At 69.8% G+C, this 24737-nt stretch carries 21 protein-coding genes and 1 pseudogene; 10 read left to right on the top strand and 12 right to left on the bottom strand.

Annotation, left to right across the window (positions count from 1 at the left end):
* Positions 1-62: 62 nt before the first annotated feature.
* Together AAG689_RS12840 and AAG689_RS12835 are read right to left on the bottom strand one after the other, a co-directional pair.
* Positions 63-1646, bottom strand: coding sequence for a rhodanese homology domain-containing protein (locus AAG689_RS12840; RefSeq protein ID WP_406622385.1), 1584 nt, complete (start codon positions 1644-1646; stop codon positions 63-65).
* Positions 1643-2218 carry a cysteine dioxygenase gene (locus AAG689_RS12835; protein ID WP_406622384.1) on the bottom strand — a complete coding sequence of 192 codons (576 nt, stop codon included), beginning with the start codon at positions 2216-2218 and terminating at the stop codon, positions 1643-1645. The genes AAG689_RS12840 and AAG689_RS12835 overlap by 4 nt, the downstream gene beginning before the upstream one ends.
* Before the next feature lie 119 nt (positions 2219-2337).
* Between AAG689_RS12835 and AAG689_RS12830 the strand changes: the two genes are divergently transcribed.
* The 6 genes from AAG689_RS12830 (at position 2338) to AAG689_RS12805 (ending at position 8868) form a co-directional block, all read left to right on the top strand.
* A complete protein-coding gene (locus tag AAG689_RS12830; RefSeq protein WP_406622383.1) occupies positions 2338-3354 on the top strand; it encodes an ABC transporter substrate-binding protein in 1017 nt (338 codons plus the stop codon).
* The gene (locus AAG689_RS12825; protein WP_406622382.1) at positions 3351-4379 is read left to right on the top strand and encodes an ABC transporter permease; all 1029 of its coding nucleotides are present in this window, start codon (positions 3351-3353) and stop codon (positions 4377-4379) included. The genes AAG689_RS12830 and AAG689_RS12825 overlap by 4 nt, the downstream gene beginning before the upstream one ends.
* Positions 4373-5227 carry an ABC transporter ATP-binding protein gene (locus tag AAG689_RS12820; protein ID WP_406622381.1) on the top strand — a complete coding sequence of 285 codons (855 nt, stop codon included), beginning with the start codon at positions 4373-4375 and terminating at the stop codon, positions 5225-5227. The genes AAG689_RS12825 and AAG689_RS12820 overlap by 7 nt, the downstream gene beginning before the upstream one ends.
* 4 nt (positions 5228-5231) lie before the next feature.
* Positions 5232-6392, top strand: coding sequence for a c-type cytochrome (locus tag AAG689_RS12815; protein ID WP_406622380.1), 1161 nt, complete (start codon positions 5232-5234; stop codon positions 6390-6392).
* Between the two features lie 227 nt (positions 6393-6619).
* Positions 6620-7720 carry an LLM class flavin-dependent oxidoreductase gene (locus AAG689_RS12810; RefSeq protein WP_406622379.1) on the top strand — a complete coding sequence of 367 codons (1101 nt, stop codon included), beginning with the start codon at positions 6620-6622 and terminating at the stop codon, positions 7718-7720.
* Positions 7721-7722: 2 nt separating this feature from the next.
* Positions 7723-8868 (top strand): acyl-CoA dehydrogenase family protein, encoded by a 1146-nt coding sequence (locus AAG689_RS12805; RefSeq protein ID WP_406622378.1) that lies wholly within the window; start codon positions 7723-7725, stop codon positions 8866-8868.
* A gap of 31 nt (positions 8869-8899) precedes the next feature.
* Here the strand turns inward: AAG689_RS12805 and AAG689_RS12800 are convergent, their stop codons facing one another.
* From AAG689_RS12800 to AAG689_RS12755, 10 genes are all read right to left on the bottom strand, one after another.
* The gene (locus AAG689_RS12800; protein ID WP_406622377.1) at positions 8900-9676 is read right to left on the bottom strand and encodes an ABC transporter permease; all 777 of its coding nucleotides are present in this window, start codon (positions 9674-9676) and stop codon (positions 8900-8902) included.
* Positions 9673-10503 (bottom strand): ABC transporter ATP-binding protein, encoded by an 831-nt coding sequence (locus AAG689_RS12795; RefSeq protein ID WP_406622376.1) that lies wholly within the window; start codon positions 10501-10503, stop codon positions 9673-9675. The genes AAG689_RS12800 and AAG689_RS12795 overlap by 4 nt, the downstream gene beginning before the upstream one ends.
* 63 nt (positions 10504-10566) lie before the next feature.
* Entirely contained in the window at positions 10567-11592 is a 1026-nt protein-coding gene (locus AAG689_RS12790) for an ABC transporter substrate-binding protein (RefSeq protein WP_406622375.1), read from the bottom strand.
* A 157-nt stretch (positions 11593-11749) separates the two neighbouring features.
* Entirely contained in the window at positions 11750-14056 is a 2307-nt protein-coding gene (locus AAG689_RS12785; protein ID WP_020227655.1) for an NADP-dependent malic enzyme, read from the bottom strand.
* Between the two features lie 165 nt (positions 14057-14221).
* A complete protein-coding gene (locus AAG689_RS12780) occupies positions 14222-15709 on the bottom strand; it encodes a nucleobase:cation symporter-2 family protein (RefSeq protein ID WP_406622374.1) in 1488 nt (495 codons plus the stop codon).
* Between the two features lie 153 nt (positions 15710-15862).
* A complete protein-coding gene (locus AAG689_RS12775; protein ID WP_406622373.1) occupies positions 15863-17095 on the bottom strand; it encodes a M20 family metallopeptidase in 1233 nt (410 codons plus the stop codon).
* A complete protein-coding gene (uraD, locus tag AAG689_RS12770; RefSeq protein ID WP_406622372.1) occupies positions 17092-18867 on the bottom strand; it encodes a 2-oxo-4-hydroxy-4-carboxy-5-ureidoimidazoline decarboxylase in 1776 nt (591 codons plus the stop codon). Before uraD ends, AAG689_RS12775 begins: the two co-directional genes overlap by 4 nt.
* Before the next feature lie 64 nt (positions 18868-18931).
* Entirely contained in the window at positions 18932-19879 is a 948-nt protein-coding gene (puuE, locus tag AAG689_RS12765) for an allantoinase PuuE (RefSeq protein ID WP_406622371.1), read from the bottom strand.
* Entirely contained in the window at positions 19876-20553 is a 678-nt protein-coding gene (locus AAG689_RS12760; RefSeq protein WP_406622370.1) for a GntR family transcriptional regulator, read from the bottom strand. Before AAG689_RS12760 ends, puuE begins: the two co-directional genes overlap by 4 nt.
* A gap of 54 nt (positions 20554-20607) precedes the next feature.
* On the bottom strand, positions 20608-21453 hold the full coding sequence (locus tag AAG689_RS12755; RefSeq protein WP_406622369.1) for a GntR family transcriptional regulator: 846 nt from the start codon (positions 21451-21453) through the stop codon (positions 20608-20610).
* 81 nt (positions 21454-21534) lie between these two features.
* Between AAG689_RS12755 and AAG689_RS12750 the strand changes: the two genes are divergently transcribed.
* The 4 genes and pseudogenes from AAG689_RS12750 to AAG689_RS12735 all read left to right on the top strand — a co-directional run.
* Positions 21535-22935, top strand: coding sequence for a sulfatase-like hydrolase/transferase (locus AAG689_RS12750; RefSeq protein WP_406622368.1), 1401 nt, complete (start codon positions 21535-21537; stop codon positions 22933-22935).
* Positions 22936-23153: 218 nt separating this feature from the next.
* Positions 23154-24002 carry a Bug family tripartite tricarboxylate transporter substrate binding protein gene (locus AAG689_RS12745; RefSeq protein ID WP_406622367.1) on the top strand — a complete coding sequence of 283 codons (849 nt, stop codon included), beginning with the start codon at positions 23154-23156 and terminating at the stop codon, positions 24000-24002.
* A gap of 14 nt (positions 24003-24016) precedes the next feature.
* On the top strand, positions 24017-24433 hold the full coding sequence (locus AAG689_RS12740; RefSeq protein ID WP_406622366.1) for a YidH family protein: 417 nt from the start codon (positions 24017-24019) through the stop codon (positions 24431-24433).
* Positions 24379-24633: pseudogene (locus AAG689_RS12735) on the top strand (DUF202 domain-containing protein); the annotation flags it as partial. The gene AAG689_RS12740 and the pseudogene AAG689_RS12735, both read left to right, overlap by 55 nt.
* Between the last annotated feature and the right edge of the window lie 104 nt (positions 24634-24737).

Here is a 24737-nt window from a genome sequence, read left to right as displayed (position 1 = left end):
GGACTCCAGCGCTTATCCATCAAGCGCTGGCAGCTATCGAAAGCAGAGCGGATGGCGAGCCGTCAGATCACGCGGAAGCCGTGCGTGCCGTCGCGCCGCAACTGCTCCACCAGCCCGAACTCCCAGTCGAGGTACGCCTGCATGGCGCTGCGTGGCGCGTCCGTGCCTTCGTAGGGGCGGCGGTAGCGGTCGATGCGCGGGCTGGCCAGGCGCGTCTCGCCGTGCTCCAGCGGCAGGCCCGCGGCAATCCAGGCCTGCGTGCCGCCGTCGAGCGCGAACACCTCGGCCCCCGTGGCCTGGGCCACGGCCTGGGCGGCGTAGCGCGCGAGCAGGCTGGTGCCGCAGGTGACCACGTAGCGCCGTGCGCGCGGCACGGCCGCCAGCGCCTGGGGCAACTGCGAGCGCAGCAGCCACCACGCGCCGGGGATGTGGCGCTGCACGTAGCTGGCGCTGGCGGTGAAGTCCAGCACGGCGGTGCCTTGCGCATCGCCCTGCAGCCATTGCGCCAGCATGGCGGGGGACACGCCGGCCACCGGCGCGGGCAGGGCAGGGTGGTCGGGCGCGGGCTCGCCGGTCTCGGTGAAGCCGGGGGCATCGTCCAGCACCCAGGCCTCCCAGCCCATCTGGGCGAGCCAGGATGCACTCATGTTGGCGCGCACGCCGTCGTCGTCGGCCAGCACGATGCGCGCGCCGCGCACGGGCGCGGCGTGGTCCGTCTCCTGCACGAGCTGGCCGCCCGCGTAGTGGCGAAAGCCCGGCAGGTGGCCGGCGGCGTATTCCTCGGGCGTGCGCACGTCGAAGCGGTAGGTGGTGCGCTGGCCTTCGGCCGCGAAGCGCTGCAGGTCGGCCGCGCTGGCGCGGCGCACGCCCGCCCGGTCGGCCACGGCGCGGGCGCGCCCGGCGGCCTGGGCGCGCTGGGCGGGCGTCACCTCGGGCGCGCGGCGGCTGGCGCCGTGGTCGAGCCGCTGGCCCGCCAGCAGCCAGCCGATGGTGCCGTTGCGCAGCGCGGTGATGCGGTGGGGCAGGCCCGCGTTCACGAGCGACTGCGTGCCGACGATGCTGCGCGTGCGGCCCGCGCAGTTGACCACGATGTGCGTGGACGGGCTGGGCGCCAGCGCCTGCGCGCGCAGCACCAGCTCGGCGCCGGGCACGCTCACGCCGGTGGGGATGCTCATGGTCTGGTATTCGTCCCAGCGGCGCGCGTCCAGCACCACCATGTCGGCGCCGCCGTCGATCAGCGCCTGCACCTCCTCGGCAGGCAGCGAGGGCGTGTGGCGCTCGGCCTCCAGCCATTCGCCGAAGGACTTGCTGGGCACATTCACGTCGATGAACAGCTCCAGCCCCGCGTCCTTCCAGCTCTGCAGGCCGCCGGCCAGCAGGTGCACGCGGGTGTAGCCCAGCGCCTGCAGCGCGCGTGCGGCCGGCTCGGCCAGGCCCTCGCCGTTGTCGTAGACGGCGATCACGGTGTCGCGGCGCGGGATGCGGCGCCAAGCGTCCAGCTCGATGCGCCCGGTGGGCAGGTTGGCGGCCCACAGCGGGTGGCCTTCGGCGAAGGGCGCTTCCTCGCGCACGTCGAGCAGGGCGATTTCGCGGCCTTCGAGCAGAGACTGGCGGACTTGGGAAGGGGTGAGAGTGTCGGTGGTCATGTCGGGGAAACGGGGTTGGCGTAGCCGGAGACGAAGGGCTTGGTGGCGCCCTCTTCGGTGAACACGTGGCGCTGGACGCGGCCGATGTCCGCACCATACACGTGAATGCTGATCGAGACGCCGTCCGGCAGTGCGTTGCGCACGCGGTGCACGTCGCCGATGGCGGGCGATACGGCTTCCACCTCACCCGGCCGCAGCAGCCGCGCGGGGCCGTGCGGCCGCCAGCGGCCCTGCGCATCCTGCGCATAGGGCTGCGACTCCTCGGCGCCGCGCAGCATGCCGATCAGGCCCCAGACGGTGTGGTCGTGGATGGGCGTGCCCTGGCCCGGCCCCCAGACGAAGCTCACCACCGAGAAGCGCTGCGTCGCGTCGGCGTGCAGCAGGTACTGCTGGTAGTACTGGGGATGGGGGCGGGCGAAGGCCTCGGGCAGCCAGTCGTCGTGCGCGACGAGGGCCTGCAGCAGCGTGCGGCCCCGGGCCAGCAGCGGGGCTTCGGCGGGCGCGCCGTCCACGGCCTGCTCCAAGTGGTGCACGAAGTCCCGCAGGCGCGGGGGAAGGGTGTAAGTGTCCATGCCCCGCATTGGACCGCAGGGGCGCGCGCCTGCGAACCCTGGTTTGCGCATATGCATCCCTGTTTTTGTTCGTTCCCGGCGCGCGGCGTTTTCGGTGCAATGGCGTCCATCCATCACGTATGACGAAAGGACGGGCAGAGATGCCAATCAAGAACGACGAACGCCGCCGCTGGCTGCGCGTTGCGGGCAGCGCGGCCGTGCTGGGCGCCGTGGGCGCGGGCCGGGGCTGGGCGGCAGCGCCGCTCAAGCCGGTGAAGCTGGCCTGGAACGCCAACGCGATCTGCCTGTCGGCCGCGCCCGTGGCGCTGGAGCGGGGCATTTTCGAGAAGCACGGTTTGAAGGTGGAGCTGGTGAACTTCGCCGGTTCCACCGACCAACTGCTGGAGACCATCGCCACCTCCAAGGCCGACGCGGGGGTGGGCATGATCCACCGCTGGATCAAGCCGCTGGAGTCGGGCTTCGACGTGAAGCTGGTGGGCAGCTCGCACGGCGGCTGCTCGCGGCTGGTGGGCTACGCACCCGCGGGCGTGACCGACCTGAAGCACCTCAAGGGCAAGACCATCGCCGTGTCGGACCTGAACGCGCCGGGCAAGAATTTCTTCTCGGTGCTGCTGGCCAAGGCCGGCATCGACCCCGAGCGCGAGGTGGCCTGGCGCCAGTTCCCCGGGGACATGCTGGGCCTGGCCGTCGAGAAGGGCGAGGCCCAGGCGATCGCCGACGGCGACCCCAACCTGCTGCTCATCCAGCGCCGCACCCAGGGCCTGGTGGACCTGGCCACCAACCTCACGGGCGAATACGCGGCCAAGACCTGCTGCGTGCTGGGCGTGAGCGGCGCGCTGGTGCGCAATGACCGCGCCACGGCCGCCGCGCTCACGCGCGCCATCGTCGAGGCCTCGGACTTCGTGGCCGACAACCCGGCCGAGACGGCGCGCATCTACAGCCCGTACTCCAAGGTGCCGCAGTCGGAGCTGCGCGCCGTGCTGGGCACGCTCACGCACCGCAGCCACCCGGTGGGCCGCGCGCTGCGCGAGGAGATCGAGTTCTACGCGCGCGACTTCAAGCTCGTGAAGGTGCTCAAACCCAGCACCGATCCCGCGCGCTTCGCCGCGCACGTGTTCGCGGACGTGCTGTCATGAGCGCCGTTGCCGACCGCCTGCTCGCCCCGCCGCCCGCGTTGCGCCAGGCGCAAGCCCGGGCGCCCCTGTGGTGGACGGGCGCGCTGGCCGCGCTGGCCTGGGCGCTGCTCGCGGCGCTCACCCAGGTGTGGCCCAACAAGCCCGCGGGCTTCACCGAATGGGCCTACACCGCCGAGTTCGCGGCCGGCGCCGCCGCCGTGGCGCTGCTGCTGGCGGTGCTGGTGCTCGCGCCGCGCGCGGCGCGCCCGCTGGCCGCGCTGCGCGAGCGGCTGCGGCCCGCGGGGCCCTGGCTGGTGGCGCTGGCGGCGGGGCTGGCGCTGTGGGAGGTGCTGACGGCCAAGCTCGGCGTGCTGCCGCCGCCGTTCTTCGCGCCGCCGCAGGCGCTGGTGGAGGTCTACGCGGGCGATGCGCCGCGCCTGGCCGAGAGCGCCGCCAATTCGCTGCGGCTGCTGGCCATCGGCATCGCCATCGGCGCGGCGGCGGGCTTCGCCACGGGCGTGCTCATCGGCTGGTCGCGCGCGGCCAGCTACTGGGTGCACCCGGTGCTGCGCATCCTCGGGCCCGTGCCCACCACGGCGCTGCTGCCGATCAGCTTCTACTTCTTCCCGTCGAGCTGGTCCACGGCCGTGTTCCTGATCGCGCTGGGCATGGCCTTCCCGGTGGCCATCCTCACCTGGTCGGGCGTGGCGGGCGTGCACAAGAACTACTACGACGTGGCCCGCACCATGGGCGCGTCGCCGTGGTTCCTGGTGCTGCGCGTGGCCATTCCGGCGGCGCTGCCGCAGGTGTTCGTGGGGCTGTTCATGGGCCTGGGCGCCGCGTTCTCCACGCTGGTGGTGGCCGAGATGCTGGGCGTGAAGTCGGGCCTGGGCTGGTACCTCACCTGGGCGCAGGGCTGGGCGGCGTACCCCAACATGTATGCCGCGCTGATCCTCATGGCGCTGCTGTTTTCGGGCGTCATCACGCTGCTGTTCACGGTGCGCGACCGCGTGCTGTCGTGGCAGAAGGGGGTGGTGAAATGGTGAGCATCGCTACCCCGGAGCCGCAGCAGCGCGGCGCCCGTGTGCACGGCGCCCGTGTGCACGGCGCCCGTGTGCACGGCGCCCGCATCGACGTGGAGCAGGTCAGCCACTGGTTCGCGCAGCGCGCCGCCCAGGGCAGCAAGGCCGGGCAGGCGCTGCAGGTGATCGACGGTCTGGACCTCTCCATCGCCCCCGGCGAGTTCGTGGCGCTGCTCGGCCCCAGCGGCTGCGGAAAGAGCACGCTGCTGCGCCTGGTGGCCGGGCTGGAGCCCGCCAGCCGGGGCACGCTGCGCCAGGACGGCGCGGCCATCACGGAGCCCGACCCGTCGCGCATCGTCGTCTTCCAGGACCCCACGCTCTACCCCTGGCGCACCGTGTGGGACAACGTGGCCCTGGGCCTGCAGGCGCGCGGCCTGCTGCGCCGCGAGCGCCAGCGCGTGGATGAGGCGCTGGCGCTGGTGGGCCTGGCGCCTTTCGAGCGCGCGTTCCCGCACGAGCTGTCGGGCGGCATGGCCCAGCGCGTGGCGCTGGCGCGCGCGCTGGTCAACGACCCGCGCCTGCTGGTGCTCGACGAGCCCCTCGGCAAGCTCGACTCGCTCACGCGCCTGGCCATGCAGACCGAGCTGGTGCAGCTGTGGCAGCGCGCGGGCTTCTCGGCGCTGCTGGTCACGCACGATGTGGAGGAGGCGCTGTTCATGGCCCAGCGCGTGGTGGTGTTCACCGAGCGGCCCGCGCGCGTGCGCGAGGTGCTGGTCAACGACCTGCCGTACCCGCGCCACCGGGGCGATCCGCGCCTGGCCGAGCTGCGCCGCCGCGCGCTCGCGCTGCTGGGTCTGGGCGACAGCTGGTGAGCCGTTGACGCTGCCGCCCGACGCCCTCGACGCCCTGCTGGAGGCGATGCTCGCCGCGCAGCTCGCGCTGCGTGACGCGCTGCACGCGCTGGGACTCACGGGCGAGGCCGCCGGCCAGCCCGCATGGCCCTTCGCGCACCGGCTGGCGGCGGAGATGCTGGCGATCGACGGCGGCCATGCCCGCCGCGTGGCACTCACGCTGGGCTGCGTGCTGCTGGCCCTGGTGCTGGTGCTCGCGGCGCTGGCGTGGCGCGCTCGGCGCGCACGCTGGGGGTTGTCCGCCGCGGCTCTGGCGCTGGTGCTGCTGGCGCCCTGGCCGTCGCCGCAGTTGCTGCTGGCCCCCGCGGTGCCCACCAGCCTGCACCGCTCGCCCACCGATTTTGCGGCCGCGGGCATCGTGCGCGGACAGGCGGTCTACGCTGCGCACTGCGTGCGCTGCCATGGCGCGGATGCGCGCGGCGAAGGCCCCGACGCGGCGCGCCTGCCCATGTGGCCGCCCATGCTCACCGGCGGCCTGCTGTGGAAGCGGCTGGAAGGCGAGCTGTTCTGGCGCATCCGCCACGGCATGCATGGCCGGGCCGGGCTGCAGACCATGCCGGGCTTCGGCCCGGGGCAGCTCGGCGACACGGAGATCTGGCAGGTGCTCGACTACCTGCAGGCCCACGCCGCGGGCCGCATGCTGCGCGAGTCCGGTGCGTGGGAGCGTCCTGTGCGCATGCCCTCCGCCGCGCTGCGCTGCCGCCACGGCGGCCTGCGCGACGCGCGCAGCCTGCAGGGCCAGCGCCTGCAGGTGGTGCTGACCGCGCCCGGCGCGGCACTGCCGCCCGAAGACCCGCGCATGGTGGGCGTGGTGGTGGGTGGTGCGCCTGCCGTCCCCGAATGCGAAGCGGCCGATGCGCACCTGCTGCCCGCGCTGGCCTTGCTGCTGGGCGTGGATGCCGCCGCCGCGCCGGGCCACACGCTGCTCGTGGACCGCGCGGGCTGGCTGCGGGCGCGGGCGCAGCCGGGGCAGGGCGGCTGGTCGGAAGACGATCTCGTCTGCCGCTCCGCGCCGGGTGCGTCCACCCCGCCGCGTGCGCCGGCGGACGGGCAGGGGCTGGATGCCCTGCTGCGGCGCATGGATGCCGACGCGGTGCGGCTGGTGCGCGGCGGCTTCCCCCATTGATGCACTCCGCTTCTTAATTGATAGCTGCTTGCGCTTTCCAGTAAAGCGCTTGAGGCCGATTTGGCTATGAATGCCTGGCGGCTGCCCGAGGCCCGCACAAAGCGCACAAGCAAACGCGTTTTCCTTCGTTGGCGCGGAGCACTCGCGTGCCGATCATGGCGGCACGCGGGCGCATGGCATGCCTTGCCGGCGCTTTGTTTGTCCACCCTCCCGGAGAGTTTCTTCCTATGCCCATCCAGCTCATCGGCATGATCCAGCCGCACGAAGTGTCAGAAACCCTTGCGCGCCGCGGCCCCGCGGTGGACCCGGCCTACGTGCGCGCATTCGCCCAGGCACATGAATACGCGGGCTTCGACCGCATCCTGGTGCCCGCCAGCTCCACCAGCCCCGACACGCTGCTCACCGTGGCCTACGCGGCGGCGGCCACGCAGCGCATCCGCTTCCTGCTCGCGCACCGTCCCGGCTTCGTGGCGCCCACGCTGGCCGCGCGCCAGCTCGCCACGCTGGACCACTACACGGGCGGGCGCCTGGCGGTGCACTACATCAGCGGCGGCTCCGATGCGGACCAGCAGCGCGACGGTGACTTCCTCTCCCACGACGAGCGCTACGCGCGCACCGACGAATACCTCACGCTGCTGCGCCGCGTGTGGACGGAGAGCCAACCCTTCGACCACGAGGGCACGTACTACCGCGTGAAGGGCGCGGCCTCGGAGGTCAAGCCGCTGCAGCAGCCCTACGTGCCCATCTACTTCGGCGGCGCGTCGGAGCCCGCGCTGCGGGTGGCGGGCCGGCACGCCGACGTGTACGCGCTGTGGGGCGAGTCGCTCGCGCAGGCGGGCGACCTCGTGCGGCGCGTGCGCGCCGAGGCGGCGGCGCACGGGCGCGGCATCGGGTTCAGCGTCTCGTTCCGCCCCATCGTCGCGTCCACCGAAGACGAGGCCTGGGCCAAGGCCGGGCGCATCCTGGAAGCCACGCGCGCCCAGCAGGTGCAGATCGCCCACGCGCGCGGCGCCGGCCCGCAGCAGAGCGAGGGCGCACGCCGCCTGCTGGCCGACGCCGCCAAGGGCGACCGCGTGGACGAGCGCCTGTGGACCGCCATCGCGCGCGAGACGGGCGGGCGCAGCAACTCCACCGCGCTCGTAGGCACGCCCGAACAGGTGGCCGACGCGCTGCTCGCGTACTACGACCTGGGCATCGAGACTTTCCTGCTGCGCGGCTTCGACCCGCTGGTGGACGCCGTCGAATACGGCCGCGAGCTGCTGCCGCTGGTACGCGCCAAGGTGGCCGAGCGCGACGCGCAGCGCGCACTGGAACGCAAGGCGGCCTGAGCATGAATGCACCGACCGGCTGGGGCGAGACGGCGCGCGTGCTCGCGGCCGGCTTCGCGCAACGCGCTGCCGCGCACGACCGCGACGGCAGCTTTCCCCACGAGAACTTCGCCGAGCTGCACGCCGCCGGCCTGCTGGCCCTGGCCGCGCCGCGCACGCTGGGCGGGCAGGGCGCGCCGCTGGCGCAACTGGCCGACGTGATCGGCGCCATCGGCCACGGCTGCCCGGCGACGGCGCTGGTACTCACCATGCAGTACATGCAGCAGCGCGGCATGGGGCGGGCGGATTCGCCCTGGCCCGAGGCACTGGCGCGCCGCGTGGTGCGCGAGGCGGTGGAGGGCGTGTCGCTCATCAACGCGCTGCGCGTGGAGCCGGAGCTGGGCTCGCCCGCGCGCGGCGGCCTGCCCGCCACCGTGGCGCGGCGCACGCCCGAGGGCTGGCGCCTGAGCGGGCGCAAGATCTATTCCACCGGCGCGCCCATCCTGCGCTGGTACGCCGTATGGGCGCGCACCGACGAGGCCGCACCGCGCGTGGGCACCTTCCTCGTGCGCGCGGACAGCCCGGGCGTGCGCATCGATCCCACCTGGGACCACCTGGGCCTGCGCGCCAGCGGCAGCCACGATGTGGTGCTGCAGGACGTGCCCACGCCGCCGGACCATGTGCTGGACCTGCAGCCCGCCGGCACGCGCGCGCTGGCGGAAGGGGCCTTCCAGGCCGAGATGACGCTGCTGCTCGGCGCGCTCTACACCGGCGTGGCCCGTGCCGCGCGAGACTGGCTGCTGCGCTTCCTGCGCGAACGCGTGCCCTCCAACCTGGGCACACCCCTGGCCACGCTGGCGCGCGTGCAGGAGGCGGTCGGCCGCATCGAGGCGCTGCTGCTGTCCAGCCAGCGCCTGCTGGACGGCCTGGCGCATGACCTGGACGGCGGCACGCCGGTCGGCGCGGTGCAGGCGGGCCTGCTCAAGACCGTGGTGATGCGCAACGCGGCGGATGCCGTGCAGGAGGCGCTAGCGCTCACCAGCAACCACGGGCTGTCGCGCAGCAACCCCCTGGAGAGGCACCTGCGCGACGTGCTCTGCGGGCGGGTGCATACGCCGCAGGACGACAGCGTGCTCATCGCGGCGGGGCGGGCGGCGCTGGGTGGTTGAAAGCCTTCTCTTCGAAAGAGGCCGTAGTTGATCATTCCCCTTGCGAACCCCGACGCGCCCAGCCCGTGGTGTGCTTTTCCACATAGCTGAACAGCTCGTACATCGCCATCGCCATCGCGCCCACGGCCAGCAGGCCGGCGAAGGCCAGGCCCATCTGCATCGAGGAGCCCGCGCTGATGAGCAGGTAGCCGATGCCCTCGTTGGCGGCGGTCATCTCGCTGACCGTGGTGCCGACGAAGGCCAGCGTGATCGCCACCTTCAGCGAGCCGTAGAAGTAGGGCAGCGAGCGCGGCAGGCCGACCTTGACCAGCACGTCCCAGCGCTTGGCGCCCAGCACGCGCAGCACGTCTTCCAGTTCGGGCTCCAGCGTGGCCAGGCCCGTGGCGATGTTCACCATGATGGGAAAGAAGCTGATGAGAAACGCCGTGAGGATGGCCGGCCCTACGCCGATACCGAACCACACCACGAGGATGGGCACGAACGCGGCCTTGGGCAGCGCGTTGAACGCCGTCATCAGCGGATAGACCGCCGCGTAGGCGATGCGCGAGCTGCCGATGAGGAAGCCCAACAGCACGCCCACGACGATGGCGATGCCGAAGCCCGCCATCGTCACCCAGAAGGTGCGCCAGGCGTGGCCCGCGATCACGGCCTTGTATTCGACGAACTGTGTCCAGATGGCCCAGGGGCTGGGGAAGATGAATTCCGAGACGTTGAAGGCCGAGCAGATGATCTGCCACAGGATGACGACGGCCAGCAGCAGCACCCAGGGCGACCAGCGTTCGGCGTATTTGCGTTGGCGTGCGTTCATTGCGTGATCTCCCCGCCGGTTTTTCTCAAGGCACCGATGTGGCCGCGCAGCTCCAGCACGATGTCGGTGAATTCCTTGGTGTAGGTCAGCTCCAGGTCGCGCGGGCGCGGCAGCGCGATCTCGCGGCGCACGATGAAGCGGCCGGGGCTCTTGCTCATCACGTAGACCGTGTCGGCCAGGAACACGCTCTCGCGCAGGTCGTGCGTGACGAGGATCACGTTGAACCGTTGCTCGGCCTGCAGGTCGCGCAGGATGCACCAGAGTTCCTCGCGCGTGAACGCATCCAGCGCGCCGAAGGGTTCGTCCAGCAGCAGCATCTTGGGTTCGTGGATCAGCGCGCGGCAGATGCTGGCACGCTGCTGCATGCCGCCCGAGAGTTGCCAGGGGTACTTGTCCTCGTAGCCGCCCAGGCCCACTTTCTGGAGCAGCGCGCGGGCGCGCGCCTCGTATTCCTTGCGGCGGGCCTTGAACTGGCTGCGGTGCGGCTCGACGATCTCCAGCGGCAGCAGCACGTTGTCCACCGTGCTGCGCCAGGGCAGCAGCGATGGCGCCTGGAAGGCCATGCCGGAGATTTTCAAAGGCCCGGTGACGGGCTGCCCGTCGATGCGGATGCGGCCCATCGAGGGCATGCGCAGCCCTGTGGCGAGCTTCATGAAGGTGGATTTGCCGCAGCCCGAGGGGCCGACGATGGCGATGAATTCGCCTTGCCGCACCTGCAGGTCGATCGCCTCCACGGCGAACTGGTTGGCTGCGCGCAGTTCGTCGTTGTAGGCGAGCCAGACGTCGCGGAAGTCCACGAAGGGAGTGTCTTCGGTGGTGAGGGTCATTTGTGGTCGAATCGGGATCCAGCGCTTGTCTGACAAGCGCTGGCAGCTATCAAAGGGAGAGCGTCACTTCTTGGGCAGCACCGCGTCCAGCGCGGCGGCGGGTGGCAGGAAGCTGCCGTTCCACACCGCGTTCGCATCCACGCGGGTCTTGGTGCCGTAGGCGTCGGAGACTTCCGAGGCCATGAGTGCCAGGCGCGAGGCATCGAGCCGGCCGAAGCCCTCGCGGCGCGCGTCGGGGCTGTTGACCACGGTGTCGATGGCGAGTTGCAGGCGGCGCGTTTCGAGCTGCGTGTTGGCGATGCCATCGCGCGCCTTCACGTACTGGATGGCGTCGGCGGGCCTGGCCACGACCTCCCTGGCCCCCTGGGTGAAGGCGGCGAGGAATTTCCTGACTGCCTCGGGGTTCTCCTTGAGGAGTTTCGGTGCCGCGATGATCACGTTGCCGTAGTGCTTCACGCCATGGTCGGCGTACTGCATCACCACCACGTCGCTGGCCTTGGCGCCGCGCGCCTCCAGGTTCAGCAGGCTGGTGAAGGTGAAGCCGGTGATGGCGTCGATGTCGCCGCGCACCAGCATGGTCTCGCGCAGGGGCGGGTCCATGGCGGTCCAGGTCGCGTTCTCGATCTTGTTGGCCTTGGCGAAGATGGGGAAGGCCTTGCGGCCCGCATCGAAGACGGGCGCGCCCATCTTCCTGCCGCTCAGGTCGGAGGGGGACTTGATGCCGCTTTTCTTCAGCGCCATCACCGCCGCGGGCGTGTTGTTGTAGACCACCATCACGGCCACGGGCTTGGTGGGCGCGGTGGGGTTGTTGGCGTGGAATTCCATGAGCGCGGCCATGTCGGCGAAGCCCATGTCGTAGGCGCCCGAGGCCACGCGCTGCACCGCGCCGCCCGAGCCGTTGCCCGCGTCCACCGTCACATCCAGCCCCTGCTGCTTGAAATAGCCCTTGGCGGCGGGCTGCACGAACAGGGCCGAGGGGCCCTCGAAGCGCCAGTCGAGCTGGAACTTGAGCGGCGTGTCGGCGGCCTGGGCGCTCGTGGCCGCGAGCAGCAGCGCGGCGGTGGTCAGGAGGGTGCGTCGGGTGTGCATGGATCGTTCTCGCTTCAGGGATATGACGCAGTGAGTTGCGCAAGAACGATGCCAGCCCGGAACAGAGCAGGGTGCACCAAGACGGTGCGGGTGCGGAATGAAAAAAGCCCATGCACCCGGGCGGGTACATGGGCTAGGCAGCGCGAGGCGCGCGGCTTCAGCGGTTGCGGCGCGCGGCGCTGCTGGCCACCGCCAGCGCCGTCATGTTGAGCACGCGGCGCACGGTGGCGGCGGGCGTGAGGATGTAGGCCGCGGCGGCGGTGCCCATGAGGATGGGGCCCACGGTCACGCCGCCGCTGGTCGTGGTCTTGAGCACGTTGTAGAGGATGTTGGCCGAATCGATGTTCGGGCAGATCAGCAGGTTGGCCGAGCCGGTGAGCGTCGAATCCTGCAGGTAGGTGTTGCGGATCTTGGGCTCCAGCGCGGCGTCGCCGTGCAGCTCGCCGTCGCATTCGATCTCGGGGTGGCGGGCCACGAACAGGTCGCGCGCCGCGCGCATCTTCCTGGCAGAGGCGCGCTTGGACGAGCCGTAGCTGGAGTGCGAGAGAAAAGCCACCTTGGGCGGGATGCCGAAGCGCTGCACCTCCTGCGCGGACATCCAGGCGATGTCGGCGAGCTGCTCGGCCGTGGGGTCTTCGTTGACGTAGGTGTCGGCGATGAACAGCGGGCCGTTGTTGGTCATGAGCGCGTTCAGCGCGGCGTAGTGCGGCGCGTCGGGCGCATGGCCCAGGATGTTGTGGATGCGCTCCAGGTGCGTCTCGTAGGTGCCCACCAGGCCGCAGATCATGCCGTCGGCGTCGCCGAGCTGGACCATCAGCGCGGCGATGATGGTATTGGAGCGGCGCACGGCGGCCTTGGCCACCTCGGGCGTGACGCCGTCGCGCTTCATGAGCTGGTGGTAGTGCTCCCAGTACTGGCGGAAGCGCGGGTCGTCGGCAGGGTCGCAGATCTCCACGTCCTTGCCCGGCTGCATGCGCAGGCCGGCCTTGGCGATGCGGGCGGCGATCACCGCCGGGCGGCCGATGAGGATGGGCTTTGCAATGCGGTCGTCGATGGCGAACTGCGCGGCGCGCAGCGCGCGCTCGTCCTCGCCGTCGGCGTAGGCCACGCGCTTGTGCTCGTCGGGCACGGCCTTGGCCGCGCCCATCACGGGGCGCATGAGGATGCCGGTCTGGAACACGAAGCGCGAGAGCTGCTCCTTGTACGCCTCCATGTCCTCGATGGGGCGCGTGGCCACGCCCGACTCGACGGCAGCCTGGGCCACGGCGGGCGCGATCTTGAGGATCAGGCGCGAGTCGAACGGCGTGGGGATCAGGTAGTCGGGGCCGAAGGTGAGTTCCTTGCCCGCGTAGGCGTTGGCCACCTCTTCGCTCACGTTCTCCTTGGCGAGCGCGGCGATCTGGCGCACGCAGGCGAGCTTCATGGCCTCGGTGATCTTGGTGGCGCCGCAGTCCAGCGCGCCGCGGAAGATGTAGGGGAAGCACAGGACGTTGTTGACCTGGTTCGGGTAGTCCGAGCGGCCGGTGGCGATGATGCAGTCGGGCCGCACGGCCTGGGCCAGTTCGGGGCGGATCTCGGGCTCGGGGTTGGCCAGCGCCAGGATGATGGGCTTGTCCGCCATCGTCTTGACCATCTCGGCCGTGAGCACGCCGGGGGCGGAGCAGCCCAGGAACACGTCGGCGCCCGCCACCACGTCGGCCAGCGTGCGCGCGTCGGTCTTCTGGGCGTAGCGGGCCTTGGATTCGTCGAGGTTGTCGCGGCCGGTGTGGATCACGCCCTTGGAGTCGACCATGAAGATGTGCTCGCGCTTGACTCCCAGCCCCACCATCACGTCCACGCAGGCGATGGCCGCCGCGCCCGCGCCCGAGACGGCGATCTTGACGTTGGCGATGTCCTTGCCCACGAGCTCCAGGCCGTTGATGAGCGCGGCGCTGGAGATGATGGCCGTGCCGTGCTGGTCGTCATGGAACACGGGGATGTTCATGCGCTTGGACAGCTCGCGCTCGATGTAGAAGCACTCGGGCGCCTTGATGTCCTCGAGGTTGATGCCGCCCAGCGTGGGCTCCAGCGCGGCGACGATCTCGATGATCTTGTCGGGGTCGCGCGCGTCGAGTTCGATGTCGAACACGTCCACGCCCGCGAATTTCTTGAAGAGGCACCCCTTGCCTTCCATCACCGGCTTGCCGGCCAGCGGGCCGATGTCGCCCAGGCCGAGCACGGCCGTGCCGTTGGTGATGACGCCCACGAGGTTGCCGCGCGAGGTGTAGTCGGCGGCGAGCTGCGGGTTGGCCTGGATGTCCAGGCAGGGGTAGGCCACGCCGGGGGAGTAGGCCAGGGAGAGATCGCGCTGGTTCGACAGGGGCTTGGTCGGAGTGACGGAGATCTTGCCCTTGCTCGGGTTGCGGTGGTATTCAAGCGCGGCTTCGCGCAGCGCGGCTTCGGCGGCGGACAGGTTCTGGGTCATGGGAGTTGCGATCGAAGGAAGTAAGGCGAAAACAAGCTTACTGCATGCTGACGGCGATGGGCGCCGCCGGGATCTACGGATTTACGAGGACAAAAACGCCCCGGTGCCAGGTGGACACGCGGGGCGCGTGGGCCTTCGGGTGGAAGGCCTGGGCAGGGCCGGCGATCAGTGGGCGTCGGCCTGCCGGGCGGCGTTCACGGCCGCAGAGGTGTCGCGGCTGGCGCCATTGAAGAAGATGTTCAGGACCACGGCGGTGATCGAGGCCAGCAGGATACCGGATTCGATCAGCGGATGGATGGAATGGGGCATCCACTGGCGGAAGTTGGGCGCGATCAGCGGGATCATGCCCACGCCGATGGAAACGGCCACGATCATCGCGTTGTTGCGGTTCTTCTGGAAGTCCACGTTCGACAGGATGCGGATGCCCGTGGCAGCCACCATGCCGAACATCACCAGCCCCGCGCCGCCCAGCACCACGGTGGGCAGCGACTCGATCAGCGCCGCCATCTTGGGCAACACGCCCAGGATGACAAGGATGAAGCCGCCCGCCACGCACACCCAGCGGCTCTTGACGCCGGTGACGGCCACCAGGCCCACGTTCTGCGAGAAGCTGGTGTAGGGGAAGGTGTTGAAGATGCCGCCGATCAGCGTGCCCAGCCCGTCGGTGCGCAGCCCGCGCGTGAGGTCGTCGCGGGAGATCTCGCGGTCGGTCATCTCGCCCAGCGCGAGGAACATGCCGGTCGATTCGATCATCACCACGATCATCACCAGCGTCATGGTCAGGATCAGGATGGGGTCGAACACCGGGTAGGCGATCTCGAAGGGCAGCACCACGTCGAACCACTGGGCCTGCGCCACCTTGTGGAAGTCCATGAGGCCCATGGCCGCCGTGACCACGCCGCCCACGATGATGCCCAGCAGCACCGAGATGTTGGCCCAGAAGCCCTTGCCGAAGCGCGCCACCATCAGGATGGTGAGCAGCACCACGCCCGAGATGCCCACGCCGGTCAGGTCGGCGTACTTGGGGTTGGGCATGGTGGGCACCACCGCGAGGCCCTTGGGCACCGGCGGCAGCGACGAGCCCGGCGCGCCGGCGGCGGACTGGGCCTCGGCCAGCCACTTCAGGTGTTCCGGGTTGGGCACGGCCGGGGCCGTGGGGCCCACGGGGTTGCCGAAGATCCAGTTGATGCCCACGCGCATCAGGCTGATGCCGATCACCGCGATGATGGTGCCCGTGACCACCGGCGGGAAGAAGCGCAGCAGGCCGCTGATGACCGGGGCGATGAGCATCGATATCACGCCCGCCCCGATCACCGCGCCGAAGATCATCCCCGCGCCCGCCTGCCCGCCCGTGGCCTGGGCCATGGAGATCATCGGCGCCACGGCGGCGAAGGTCACGCCCATCATCACCGGCAGCTTGATGCCGAACCACTTCGTGGCGCCCCAGGCCTGGATCAGCGTGACCAGGCCGCAGACGAACAGGTCGGCCGAGATCAGGTGCGCCACCTGGTCGGGCGGCAGGTTCAGCGCCCGCCCCACGATGAGGGGCACGGCCACCGCGCCCGCATACATGACCAGCACATGCTGCAGCCCCAGCGTGGTGGCACGCGCCCAGGGCAGTTTCTCGTCGACGGGATGAACATTCGCGGTCATGGGTCTTCCTTTATTGCGCACAACGATCCATACAAAAAGTGTATACAAACCAGGGAAAAGACTGCTAGGGACGAACCCTTGGTGGGATTGCCGGGATATGAAAAACCCGGCGCCAGGCCGGGTTCGCAAAGGGGATGGGAGCGCGGCGCGCCGTCAGGCCAGCAGGTCCGCCAGGCTGCGCGCCACCACCTTGGTCGCGCGGCGCAGGTCTTCCAGGTCGAGCCGCTCGTCGGCGCGCTTGGCGTGCGATTCGAGCACCGTGCGCGGGCCCGCGCCATAGATCACGCCGGGAATGCCGCGCTCCACGTACAGGCGCACGTCGGTGTAGAGCGGCGTGCCCATGGCGGGCACGGGTTGGCCGAACAGCGCTTCGCCGTGCTTTTGCAGGGCCGTGACCAGCGGTGCGTTGCCGGGCAGCGGCTTCATGCTGTTGGCGAGCAGCAGGCGCTTGATCTCCACCGTGATGCCCGGGCAGGCGGCCGCGGCCTCGGCGATCACGCGGCGGATGTCGGCCTCCACCTCGGCGGGGTTCTCCTCGGGGATCATGCGGCGGTCGAGCTTGAGCACCACCTTGCCGGGCACCACGTTGGTATTGGTGCCGCCCTCGATGCGGCCCACGTTGAGGTAGGGGTGCTTGATGCCCGCGACCTTGGACGTGACCTGCTTGTAGAGCGTGTTCTGCGCATAGAGCGCACCCAGGATCTTCACCGCGCCTTGCAGCGCGTCCACGCCCGTGTCGGGCACGGCGGCGTGGGCCATCTTGCCGTGCACGGTCACTTCCATTTGCAGGCAGCCGTTGTGGGCCGTGACCACCTCGTAGCTGAAGCCCGCGGCGATCATCAGGTCGGGCTTCGTCAGGCCGTTCTTCAGCAGCCAGCCGGGGCCGAGTTCGCCGCCGAATTCCTCGTCGTAGGTGAAGTGCAGTTCCACCGCGCCCTTGGCGGGCCGGGCCACGGCTTCGAGCGCGCGCACGGCGAAGGTGAAGGAGGCGAAATCGCTCTTGCTCACCGCGGCGGCGCGGCCGTAGAGCTGGCCGCTCTCGATCTCGGCGCCGTAGGGGTCCTTGCTCCAGCCCTCGCCGGGCGGCACCACGTCGCCGTGGGCGTTGAGGGCGATGGTGCGGCCGCCGTCGCCATACGGGCGGCGCACGATCAGGTTGGTGATGGACTCCATGCCGTAGTCCTTCACCTCCTGGGCGGGCACGGGGTGCTTCTCGGCCTCGAAGCCGAAGGCGCCGATCAGCTCGGCCGTGCGCTCGGCATGCGGCGCGTTGTTGCCCGGCGGCGTGTCGGTGGGCACGCGCACCAGGGCTTGCAGGAACCGCACCTCTTCGTCGAAGTGCTGGTCGATCCAGGCGTCGAGTTGTTCGTAGGGGGTGCTGCTCATACGGTTTCCGTGGCGAGTTGGTGGAGGACGTGGGAGAACGCATCGACGGCCAGCTGCATGTCGTCGGCGGTGGTGGATTCCAGCGGGTTGTGGCTGATGCCGGCGTTGAGGCCGCGCACGAACAGCATGGCCTGGGGCATGACCTCGTGCAGCTTCATCGCGTCGTGGCCGGCGCCGCTGGGCATGCGGTAGAGCGGCACGCCCAGCGCGTCGACGGCGGCTTCCCAGCGCTTTTGCCACGCGGGTGCGCTGGGCGCGGCGGCAGCCTTCATCGCCAGCTCGGTCTTGTACTGCAGGCCGCGGCGCTGGGCGATTTCATCGAGCTTGGCGAGCACGTCGGCCACCATGGCGTCGCGCTGCGGGTCGGTGGGCGCGCGCATGTCCATGCTGAACAGGCATTTGCCCGGCACCACGTTGATGGAGCCATTGGGCACCTGCAGCATGCCGATGGTGGCCACGCTGTCGCCGTCGCGTGCGGCGCGCTGCTCCATGAACAGCGCCAGCTCGGCCACGCCCAGGGCGGCGTCGCGGCGGCGGTCCATGGGCGTGGTGCCGGCGTGGCTGGCCATGCCGGTCATCTCGCACACGTAGCGCACGCCGCCGTTGATGGAGGTGACCACGCCCAGCGGGATGTCCAGCTCGTTGAGCACCGGCCCCTGCTCGATGTGCACCTCGATGAAGCCGAGGTAGCGGGCCGCGTCGCGCCGCAGCTTGGGAATGTCGGCGATGCACAGGCCCGCATGCTCCATGGCCTCGCGCATGGTGATGCCGTCCTGGTCCTTCTGGTCCAGCCATGCGGTCTTGAAGTCGCCGATGAGGGCGCCCGAGCCGAGGAAGGTGGCCTTGTAGCGCTGGCCTTCCTCCTCCGCGAACGCGATGACCTCGATGCCGAAGGGCAGGCGCCTGCCCTGGCGGTGCAGCTCGCGCACGCAGGCCATGGGCACGAAGATGCCCAGGCGCCCGTCGTACTTGCCGCCGTTGCGCACGGTGTCGTAGTGGCTGCCGGTCATCAGGTACTTGCCGCCCCCAGCCGCGGGCTTGTAGCGGCCCACCACGTTGCCCACCGCGTCGATCTCCACCTCGTCGAAGCCGCAGTCGCGCATCCAGTGGCTGATGCGCTGGGCGCAGGCGCGGTGCGCGTCGGTGAGGTAGGTGACGGTGAGCTGGCCCAGCTCGGCGTAGCCGGGATCGGTGTGTGCGCTGAGCTTCTCCTGCCAGTCCCACACGTCGTTGCCCAGTGCGGGCTCGTAGCCGAACTTGTCGTTCAGGCGGATCTCCGCGATGCGGTGGATGTTGCGCAGCGCCTCGGCGCGCTCGAAGTCGGGATGGTTCTGCAGGCGCCGCGCGAAGGTGTCGATGATTTCCTGCTTGGCGAGCCCCGTGCCGCGCGGGCCGCGCACCGCGAGGATGAAGGGAAAGCCGAAGCGCGCGTTGTACTCCTGGTTGAGCTGCTGGATGCGCGCGAACTCCTCGGGCGTGCACTGCGTCAGGCCGGCCTTGTTCTGCTCGTTGGTGGATTCGGCCGTGAGCGTCTTCGCCACCATGGCCTTGCCCGCCAGTTCCGGGTGGGCGCGGATCAGGCCCAGCTGCCGCGCCGTAGGCGCCTCGGCCAGCACCTGCACCATCGCGTGCTTGAGGTGGGCGAGCGAGCGGAACGGGCGCTGCGCCAGCGCGGCCTCGGCGATCCAGGGCGAATGCTCGTAGAGGCCGTCCAGCAGTTGCATGGCGGCGGCGGTGTCCGCCGCATTGAGTTGTTCCAGGGTCCGTGCCATGGTGTCTCCTATCAAAAAGTGAGCTACCCGCGCTTGCCAAATAAGCGCTGGAGGCCGATTTGGCTTATGGGGCCGGTGCAGGGAAGCGCTGCGCCCAGTGGCGCGCGATGTCGATGCGCCGCGCCACCCACACGCGGTCGTGCCGCTGGATGTGGTCCAGGAAGCGCTGCAGCGCCGTGATGCGCCCCGGGCGGCCGAGCAGGCGGCAGTGCATGCCGATGCTCATCATCTTGGGCGCGTCCTCGCCCTCGGCATAGAGCGCGTCGAACGTGTCCTTCATGTACTGGAAGAACGGGTCTGCGTGCGAGTAGCCCTGGGGCAGGGCGAAGCGCATGTCGTTCACGTCCAGCGTGTAGGGCACGATGAGCTGCTGGTGCTTGCCGCCGCCGGTCTTGCCCACCGTCATCCAGAAGGGCAGGTCGTCGCCGTAGTAGTCGCTGTCGTAGGCGAAGCGGCCGTCGTCGGCCACCAGGCGGTGGGTGTTGGGGCTATCGCGGCCCGTGTACCACCCCAGGCCGTGGTCGCCCCCGTGCCCGTACAGCTCGCCGAAGATCTGTATGCACTGCGCCATGTGGGCGCGCTCCACGTCCTCGGGCACGTTCTGGTAGTGGATCCACTTCAGGCCGTGGCACGCCACCTCGTGCCCCAGCTCGGCGAATGCCTGGGCCAGCTCGCGGTGCCTTTGCAGGGCCGTCGCCACGCCGAACACGGTGAGCGGCAGCCCGCGCCGCTCGAACTCGCGCAGGATGCGCCACACGCCCGCGCGCGAGCCGTATTCGTAGATGCCCTCCATGCTCATGTGGCGCTCGGGGTAGGCAGCCGGGTTGAACATCTCGGAGAGGAACTGCTCGCTGGCCGCGTCGCCGTGCAGCACGCAGTTCTCGCCGCCTTCCTCGTAGTTCAGCACGAACTGCACGGCCACGCGGGCGTTGCCGGGCCAGTGCGGATGCGGGGGCGTACGGCCGTAGCCGATCAGGTCGCGGGGGTAGGGTGCCGTCGTGTCGTAAGTCATGGCGATACGGAGGAAAGGGCCATCGAAAGGTCGTTGGAAGGCAGGTCGCGGTCGAAGGTCAGGCCCGCCTCCACGTGGTCCAGGTGCTGCTTCATGAGCAGCACGGCGGCCGCCTCGTTGCCGCTGGCGAGGGCGGCCACGATGTCCTCGTGCTCCTCGTGCGAATGCTCGGCGGCCGTGGTGGACTGGTACATCAGCGTGATCAGCGCACAGCGCGAGATCAGCTCGCCCAGCAGCTGCGCGAGCACCTCGTTGCCCATCAGCTCGGCCATGCGCACGTGGAAGTCGCCCAGCAGCTCGGTGCGCTGGCCCACGTCCTCGCGCTCCATCGCCTTCTTCTCGGCGGCCACGTGGGCCTTGAGCGCGCGGATCTTGGCGGGTGTGCTCTGCGCCAGGAAGGCGCGCACCATCTCGGCCTCTAGCATGCGGCGCACGGCGAACACCTGCCGCGCCTCGTCCACCGAAGGCGTGGCCACGAACGCGCCGCGCGCAGGCTCCAGCCGGATCAGCCGGTTCTGCGAGAGCTGGAACAGCGCCTGGCGCACCAGCGTGCGCGACACGCCGAAGTGGTCGGCCAGCTTCTGCTCGGCCAGCTTGGTGCCGGGCAGCAGCCGGTGCTCGACGATGGCGCGGGTCAGGCTCTCGACGATGAAACTGGTGGTGGAAGTCTCCATGGGCCGATCATAGACCTGGAAGACAGTTTTTGTATACAGTTTCTGTGAACTAGATCAGAACTTCGGCACTGCGCCGCCCGCACGGCGCGATGGCCGCCGCGGCCGTTGGCAAAGCTCACTGGTCCGACATGCCGGGCGCCCTCGCGTCCGCGACCACGTGCAGCTCGCGGGGGAGGGCGGAATGAAGATGTGCTGGTAGTAGATCGGGTCGTCGCCCGGAAAGTGGCCGATCGCCCGGATGCCCGTGCACACGGTTCCGGCCGCGACCGCGATGGCCTCGCAGACAGCCGGCGGCGGGGCTTCCTGCCGCATCATGAGGTCGATTGTCGTCACGGCCTGGCCGCAGGCCTTGAAGATGGTGTCCTTGAAGTTGGAGTGCGACAGGTCTTGCAGCGCAATGCGCGCGAAGACCGGCACCCGCTGCGGATCGATGAAGAACGAGGTGTGGACGTAGAACTCGTCGGCGATGCGGATGCGCCGCGTGATCTCCACGGCGCTGGCCGACTTCAACGCCTGCTGCCAAGGCCCGGGGAGGGGCTGCAGGTTTCTCGCCAGCACCTCCGGATAGACCGGCAGATAGCCCGTCCCGTCGTCGCCGAGAAAGCGGCAGTGGAAGGGATGGGCCATTTCTCCCTGCGCCAGGCCGCCTTTCACGAACGAGCCGTGGCCGGGCCGGCGGGCGATCACTCCCGTGTCGACCAATTCTCGCAGCGCGCGCTGGATGGTGCCGAGGCTCATGGGCAGCGTGGCGGCCAGCTCCTGTTCGTTGGGCACCTTGTCGCCGGACTGCAGGCTTCCGGAGGCGATGGCCTCGACAAAGGCGTCCTTGAGCGCGAGGTACTTCGGCACCCCGGGGCGAAGGTGGCGTTTCAGATGCGTGGAGAGTTGTGCCAGATCCATAGGTGGCGCAATTGTGCGCCGCGCTCTTGCAGAGCTGTTGAAATCTAATTACTATATAGTTTTATAGCTATGGAGAATTTGATGGAAAATGCAGGCCGCAACGTCATCGTGATCATGTCGGACGAGCACAACCCGAAGGTGATGGGCTGCGCCGGGCATCCCGTCATCTCGACGCCGCACCTGGACGGTCTCGCGGCGCGGGGCACGCGATTCAGTTCTGCCTACACCACCAGCCCGGTCTGCGTGCCGGCGCGCGCCGCGTTCGCGCTGGGCAAGTACATCTACCAGATCGGTTTCTGGGACAACGCCGACGCCTACGACGGCTCGCAGCCGAGCTGGCACCACCTCCTGCGCGATGCCGGGCACGACGTGGTGTCGATCGGCAAGCTGCATTTCAACAAGAAGGACGAGGACCACGGCTTCAGCGAAGAGCAGATCCCCATGCACATCCTGGAGGGCAAGGGCGATCTCATGGGACTGGTGCGGGACGACCTGCCGCGCCGCGGCGGCGCCAAGAAGATGATCGGCATGGCGGGGCCGGGAGAGTCCTCCTACACCCTCTACGACCGGGAAATCTGCGCGCGCGCCCAGACATGGCTGCGCACCCGGGGGCAGCAGAAGAGCGCAAAGCCCTGGGCGCTGTTCGTCTCGTTCGTCGCGCCGCACTTCCCGCTGACGGCGCCGCCCGAGCACTACTACCGGTACTTCAACCAGAAACTGCCGATGCCCAAGCTGTACGCACGGGAGGAGCGGACGCAGCACCCCTACCTGCAGGACTACCGCGGCAGCTTCTGCTACGACGACTACTTCGAGTCGGAGGCGGACGTCCACCGCGCGCTCTCCGGCTACTTCGGGCTGGTGAGCTTCCTGGACGAGCAGGTCGGCAAGATCGTCTCGGTGTTCGACGAGCTCGGCATGGGTGCGAACACCGACATCATCTACACCAGCGACCACGGCGATAACCTCGGCTCGCGCGGCCTCTGGGGCAAGTCGACGATGTACGAGGAGATCGCAGGGGTGCCGCTGATCTGCGTGGGCCAGGAGTTTCCCAAGGGCGCGGTGGTCGGCACACCGACCAGCCACGTGGACGTCTTTCCCACGGTGCTCAACATCCAGGGCGAGCCTTTCTCGCGGCACAAGGACACCCATCCGGGCACGGACCTCTCCGAGATCGCGAAGGGGCTCGTGCCGCAGCGCTGCGTGCTGAGCGAATACCACGGCATGGGCTCCAGGAGCTCGGCATTCATGATCCGGGTGGGCCAGTACAAGTACGTCCACTACGGCAACTACGAACCCCAGCTCTTCGACCTGGTCGCCGACCCGGAAGAGCTCGACGACCTCGCGGGCAAGCCCGAGCACGCGGGCGTGCTGGCCATGTGCCGCGCCAAGCTGTTCGAAATGCTCGACCCCGCCGATGTGGACCGGCGCGCGCGCGCGCGCCAGGCCGAACTGCTCGCGCTGCATGGGGGAAAGAGGCCGTGATCGCGCGCGGCGACCTCGGCTTCACGCCTGCCCCGGGCGTGGTGGCCGACTTCCAGTGAACGGCTTCGCCAACCCATGAACAAGGCAAAGGAGACACCCATGATCAACCGACGCGCCGCGCTGTTGGCTTCGCTCGCTGCACTTGCCGCACCCGCAGGGGCGGCGTCATGGCCGGAACGCACGGTCAAGCTCGTGGTTCCCTACCCGGCCGGCGGGGGGTGGATACGGCCGCCCGCATCTACGCCGTGGCGCTGTCCGGCCTGCTGAAGCAGCAGGTCATCGTGGACAACCGGCCGGGGGCCGCGGGCGCCATCGGGGCGCAGGCCGTGGCGAAATCGCCCGCCGACGGATACACCGTGCTGATGGCGTCGCCGGCGGAGGTCATGGTCAGCCCGATTGCCGGGCAGGCCCTGCCTTATGACCCGCAGAAGGACCTGGCTCCGGTCGCCCTGGGCGGCGAAACGCCGCTGGCGATCGTCGCCTATCCGCAGGCGGCGCCGAAGGGGCTGCAGGACCTGATCGCGCGGGCCAAGGCACAGGATCTCAAGCTCAGCTACGGCACGCCGGGCAACGGCAGCTCGATGCACTTCGCCGGCGAGGCCTTCAAGTCCGCGACCGGGCTGAACTGGCAGCACGTGCCGTACAAGGGCGCAGCGCCGGCGGTCAACGACGTGCTCGGCGGCCAGATCGAATGCGTCATCTCCGGCCTGCCGCCGCTCATGCAGCACATCAAGGCAGGCAAGCTCACGGCCCTGGCGGTCACGTCTTCCAGGCGCGTGGCCTCGCTGCCGGATGTCCCGTCGATCTCCGAGTTTCCGGGGCTTGCGGACTCCCGCTTCACGAACTGGATGGGCATTTTCGTGCCGCAGGGAACGCCGCAGGACGTCATCGACCACCTTGCGCGCGCGGTCGAATCCGCGTCCGCGGACCCGGGCGTGGCGCAGCGGCTCCAGGACGCAGGATGGGACCCCACGGTGTTGCGCGGCAGCGCCTTCGTGAACTTCCTGAACGATGAGCGCGCCAGGTACACGGCGGTGGCCAAGCGAACGGGCATCAAGGTGGATTGAACGCCCGCAGCACCATGGATCCCCATGAAGACGGGGCCCCGCCGGGCCGGAGCGGCCGATCGCGCGGGCCCGGCTGGCGCCGGCTGGGCGAGGAGCCGGACTACCGGTTCACCCTCGCCAACGAGAGAACCTTCCTGGCCTGGATCAGGACGGCGCTCGCCGTGCTGGCGGCCGGTGTGCTGCTGGAGCAGTTCGCGGCGAAGCTGCAGCCCCCGCTGGCCGTTACCGCCATTGCCGCCTCGCTGTGCGTGACGGCCGCGGCGCTGTGCGCCCTGGCCTATGGGCGCTGGCGCGCCAACGAAGAGGCGATGCGGCACAAAAGGCCCCTGCCGCATTCGCGCACGCTCTCGTTGCTTGCCATCACGATCCCCGTGGCATGCCTGGCCTTGATCCTGCTGATCGTGGGGCTGCACGCCGGGCTCCTGGCATGAAGGCCGGGCCGCCGGCAGTCCGCGATGCCGGGCTGCAGCCGGAGCGGACCGCTCTGGCCTGGACGCGAACCGCTTGCGGGCTGCTGCTCAACGCCGTCCTGACCTTGCGCGTGGGCTGGGTGGAGGAATCGACCAGCGTGGTCGCCATGTCCTGCATCCTGCTCCTCGCGGCTGCCGGGGTGTTCGTGGCTGGGCGGGCACGGCGAATCCAGCTGGTGGCGGGCGATGATTCCATCCCGCTTCTGCGCGCCCATGCAGTGTTGGGTATAACCGCCATTGCCTTTGCGGCCGCGCTGACTGGCGT

This window comes from Acidovorax sp. SDU_ACID1 (assembly GCF_045291395.1).
Taxonomy (GTDB): domain Bacteria; phylum Pseudomonadota; class Gammaproteobacteria; order Burkholderiales; family Burkholderiaceae_C; genus MR-S7.
The sequence above is the reverse complement of the archived record's forward strand: the minus strand, read 5'-3'. Positions and strand labels throughout refer to the sequence as shown.

What these genes read in the sequence shown, in the direction of transcription:
- AAG689_RS12740 (WP_406622366.1), top strand. Translation starts at nt 24,017, where the DNA reads ATGGATCCCCATGAAGACGGGGCCCCGCCGGGCCGGAGCGGCCGATCG.
- AAG689_RS12755 (WP_406622369.1), bottom strand. Translation starts at nt 21,453, where the DNA reads ATGGATCTGGCACAACTCTCCACGCATCTGAAACGCCACCTTCGCCCC.
- AAG689_RS12825 (WP_406622382.1), top strand. Translation starts at nt 3,351, where the DNA reads ATGAGCGCCGTTGCCGACCGCCTGCTCGCCCCGCCGCCCGCGTTGCGC.
- AAG689_RS12835 (WP_406622384.1), bottom strand. Translation starts at nt 2,218, where the DNA reads ATGGACACTTACACCCTTCCCCCGCGCCTGCGGGACTTCGTGCACCAC.
- AAG689_RS12820 (WP_406622381.1), top strand. Translation starts at nt 4,373, where the DNA reads ATGGTGAGCATCGCTACCCCGGAGCCGCAGCAGCGCGGCGCCCGTGTG.
- AAG689_RS12785 (WP_020227655.1), bottom strand. Translation starts at nt 14,056, where the DNA reads ATGACCCAGAACCTGTCCGCCGCCGAAGCCGCGCTGCGCGAAGCCGCG.
- puuE (WP_406622371.1), bottom strand. Translation starts at nt 19,879, where the DNA reads ATGACTTACGACACGACGGCACCCTACCCCCGCGACCTGATCGGCTAC.
- AAG689_RS12780 (WP_406622374.1), bottom strand. Translation starts at nt 15,709, where the DNA reads ATGACCGCGAATGTTCATCCCGTCGACGAGAAACTGCCCTGGGCGCGT.
- AAG689_RS12760 (WP_406622370.1), bottom strand. Translation starts at nt 20,553, where the DNA reads ATGGAGACTTCCACCACCAGTTTCATCGTCGAGAGCCTGACCCGCGCC.
- AAG689_RS12800 (WP_406622377.1), bottom strand. Translation starts at nt 9,676, where the DNA reads ATGAACGCACGCCAACGCAAATACGCCGAACGCTGGTCGCCCTGGGTG.
- AAG689_RS12810 (WP_406622379.1), top strand. Translation starts at nt 6,620, where the DNA reads ATGCCCATCCAGCTCATCGGCATGATCCAGCCGCACGAAGTGTCAGAA.
- AAG689_RS12790 (WP_406622375.1), bottom strand. Translation starts at nt 11,592, where the DNA reads ATGCACACCCGACGCACCCTCCTGACCACCGCCGCGCTGCTGCTCGCG.
- AAG689_RS12795 (WP_406622376.1), bottom strand. Translation starts at nt 10,503, where the DNA reads ATGACCCTCACCACCGAAGACACTCCCTTCGTGGACTTCCGCGACGTC.
- AAG689_RS12805 (WP_406622378.1), top strand. Translation starts at nt 7,723, where the DNA reads ATGAATGCACCGACCGGCTGGGGCGAGACGGCGCGCGTGCTCGCGGCC.
- AAG689_RS12830 (WP_406622383.1), top strand. Translation starts at nt 2,338, where the DNA reads ATGACGAAAGGACGGGCAGAGATGCCAATCAAGAACGACGAACGCCGC.
- AAG689_RS12775 (WP_406622373.1), bottom strand. Translation starts at nt 17,095, where the DNA reads ATGAGCAGCACCCCCTACGAACAACTCGACGCCTGGATCGACCAGCAC.
- AAG689_RS12840 (WP_406622385.1), bottom strand. Translation starts at nt 1,646, where the DNA reads ATGACCACCGACACTCTCACCCCTTCCCAAGTCCGCCAGTCTCTGCTC.
- AAG689_RS12750 (WP_406622368.1), top strand. Translation starts at nt 21,535, where the DNA reads ATGGAAAATGCAGGCCGCAACGTCATCGTGATCATGTCGGACGAGCAC.
- uraD (WP_406622372.1), bottom strand. Translation starts at nt 18,867, where the DNA reads ATGGCACGGACCCTGGAACAACTCAATGCGGCGGACACCGCCGCCGCC.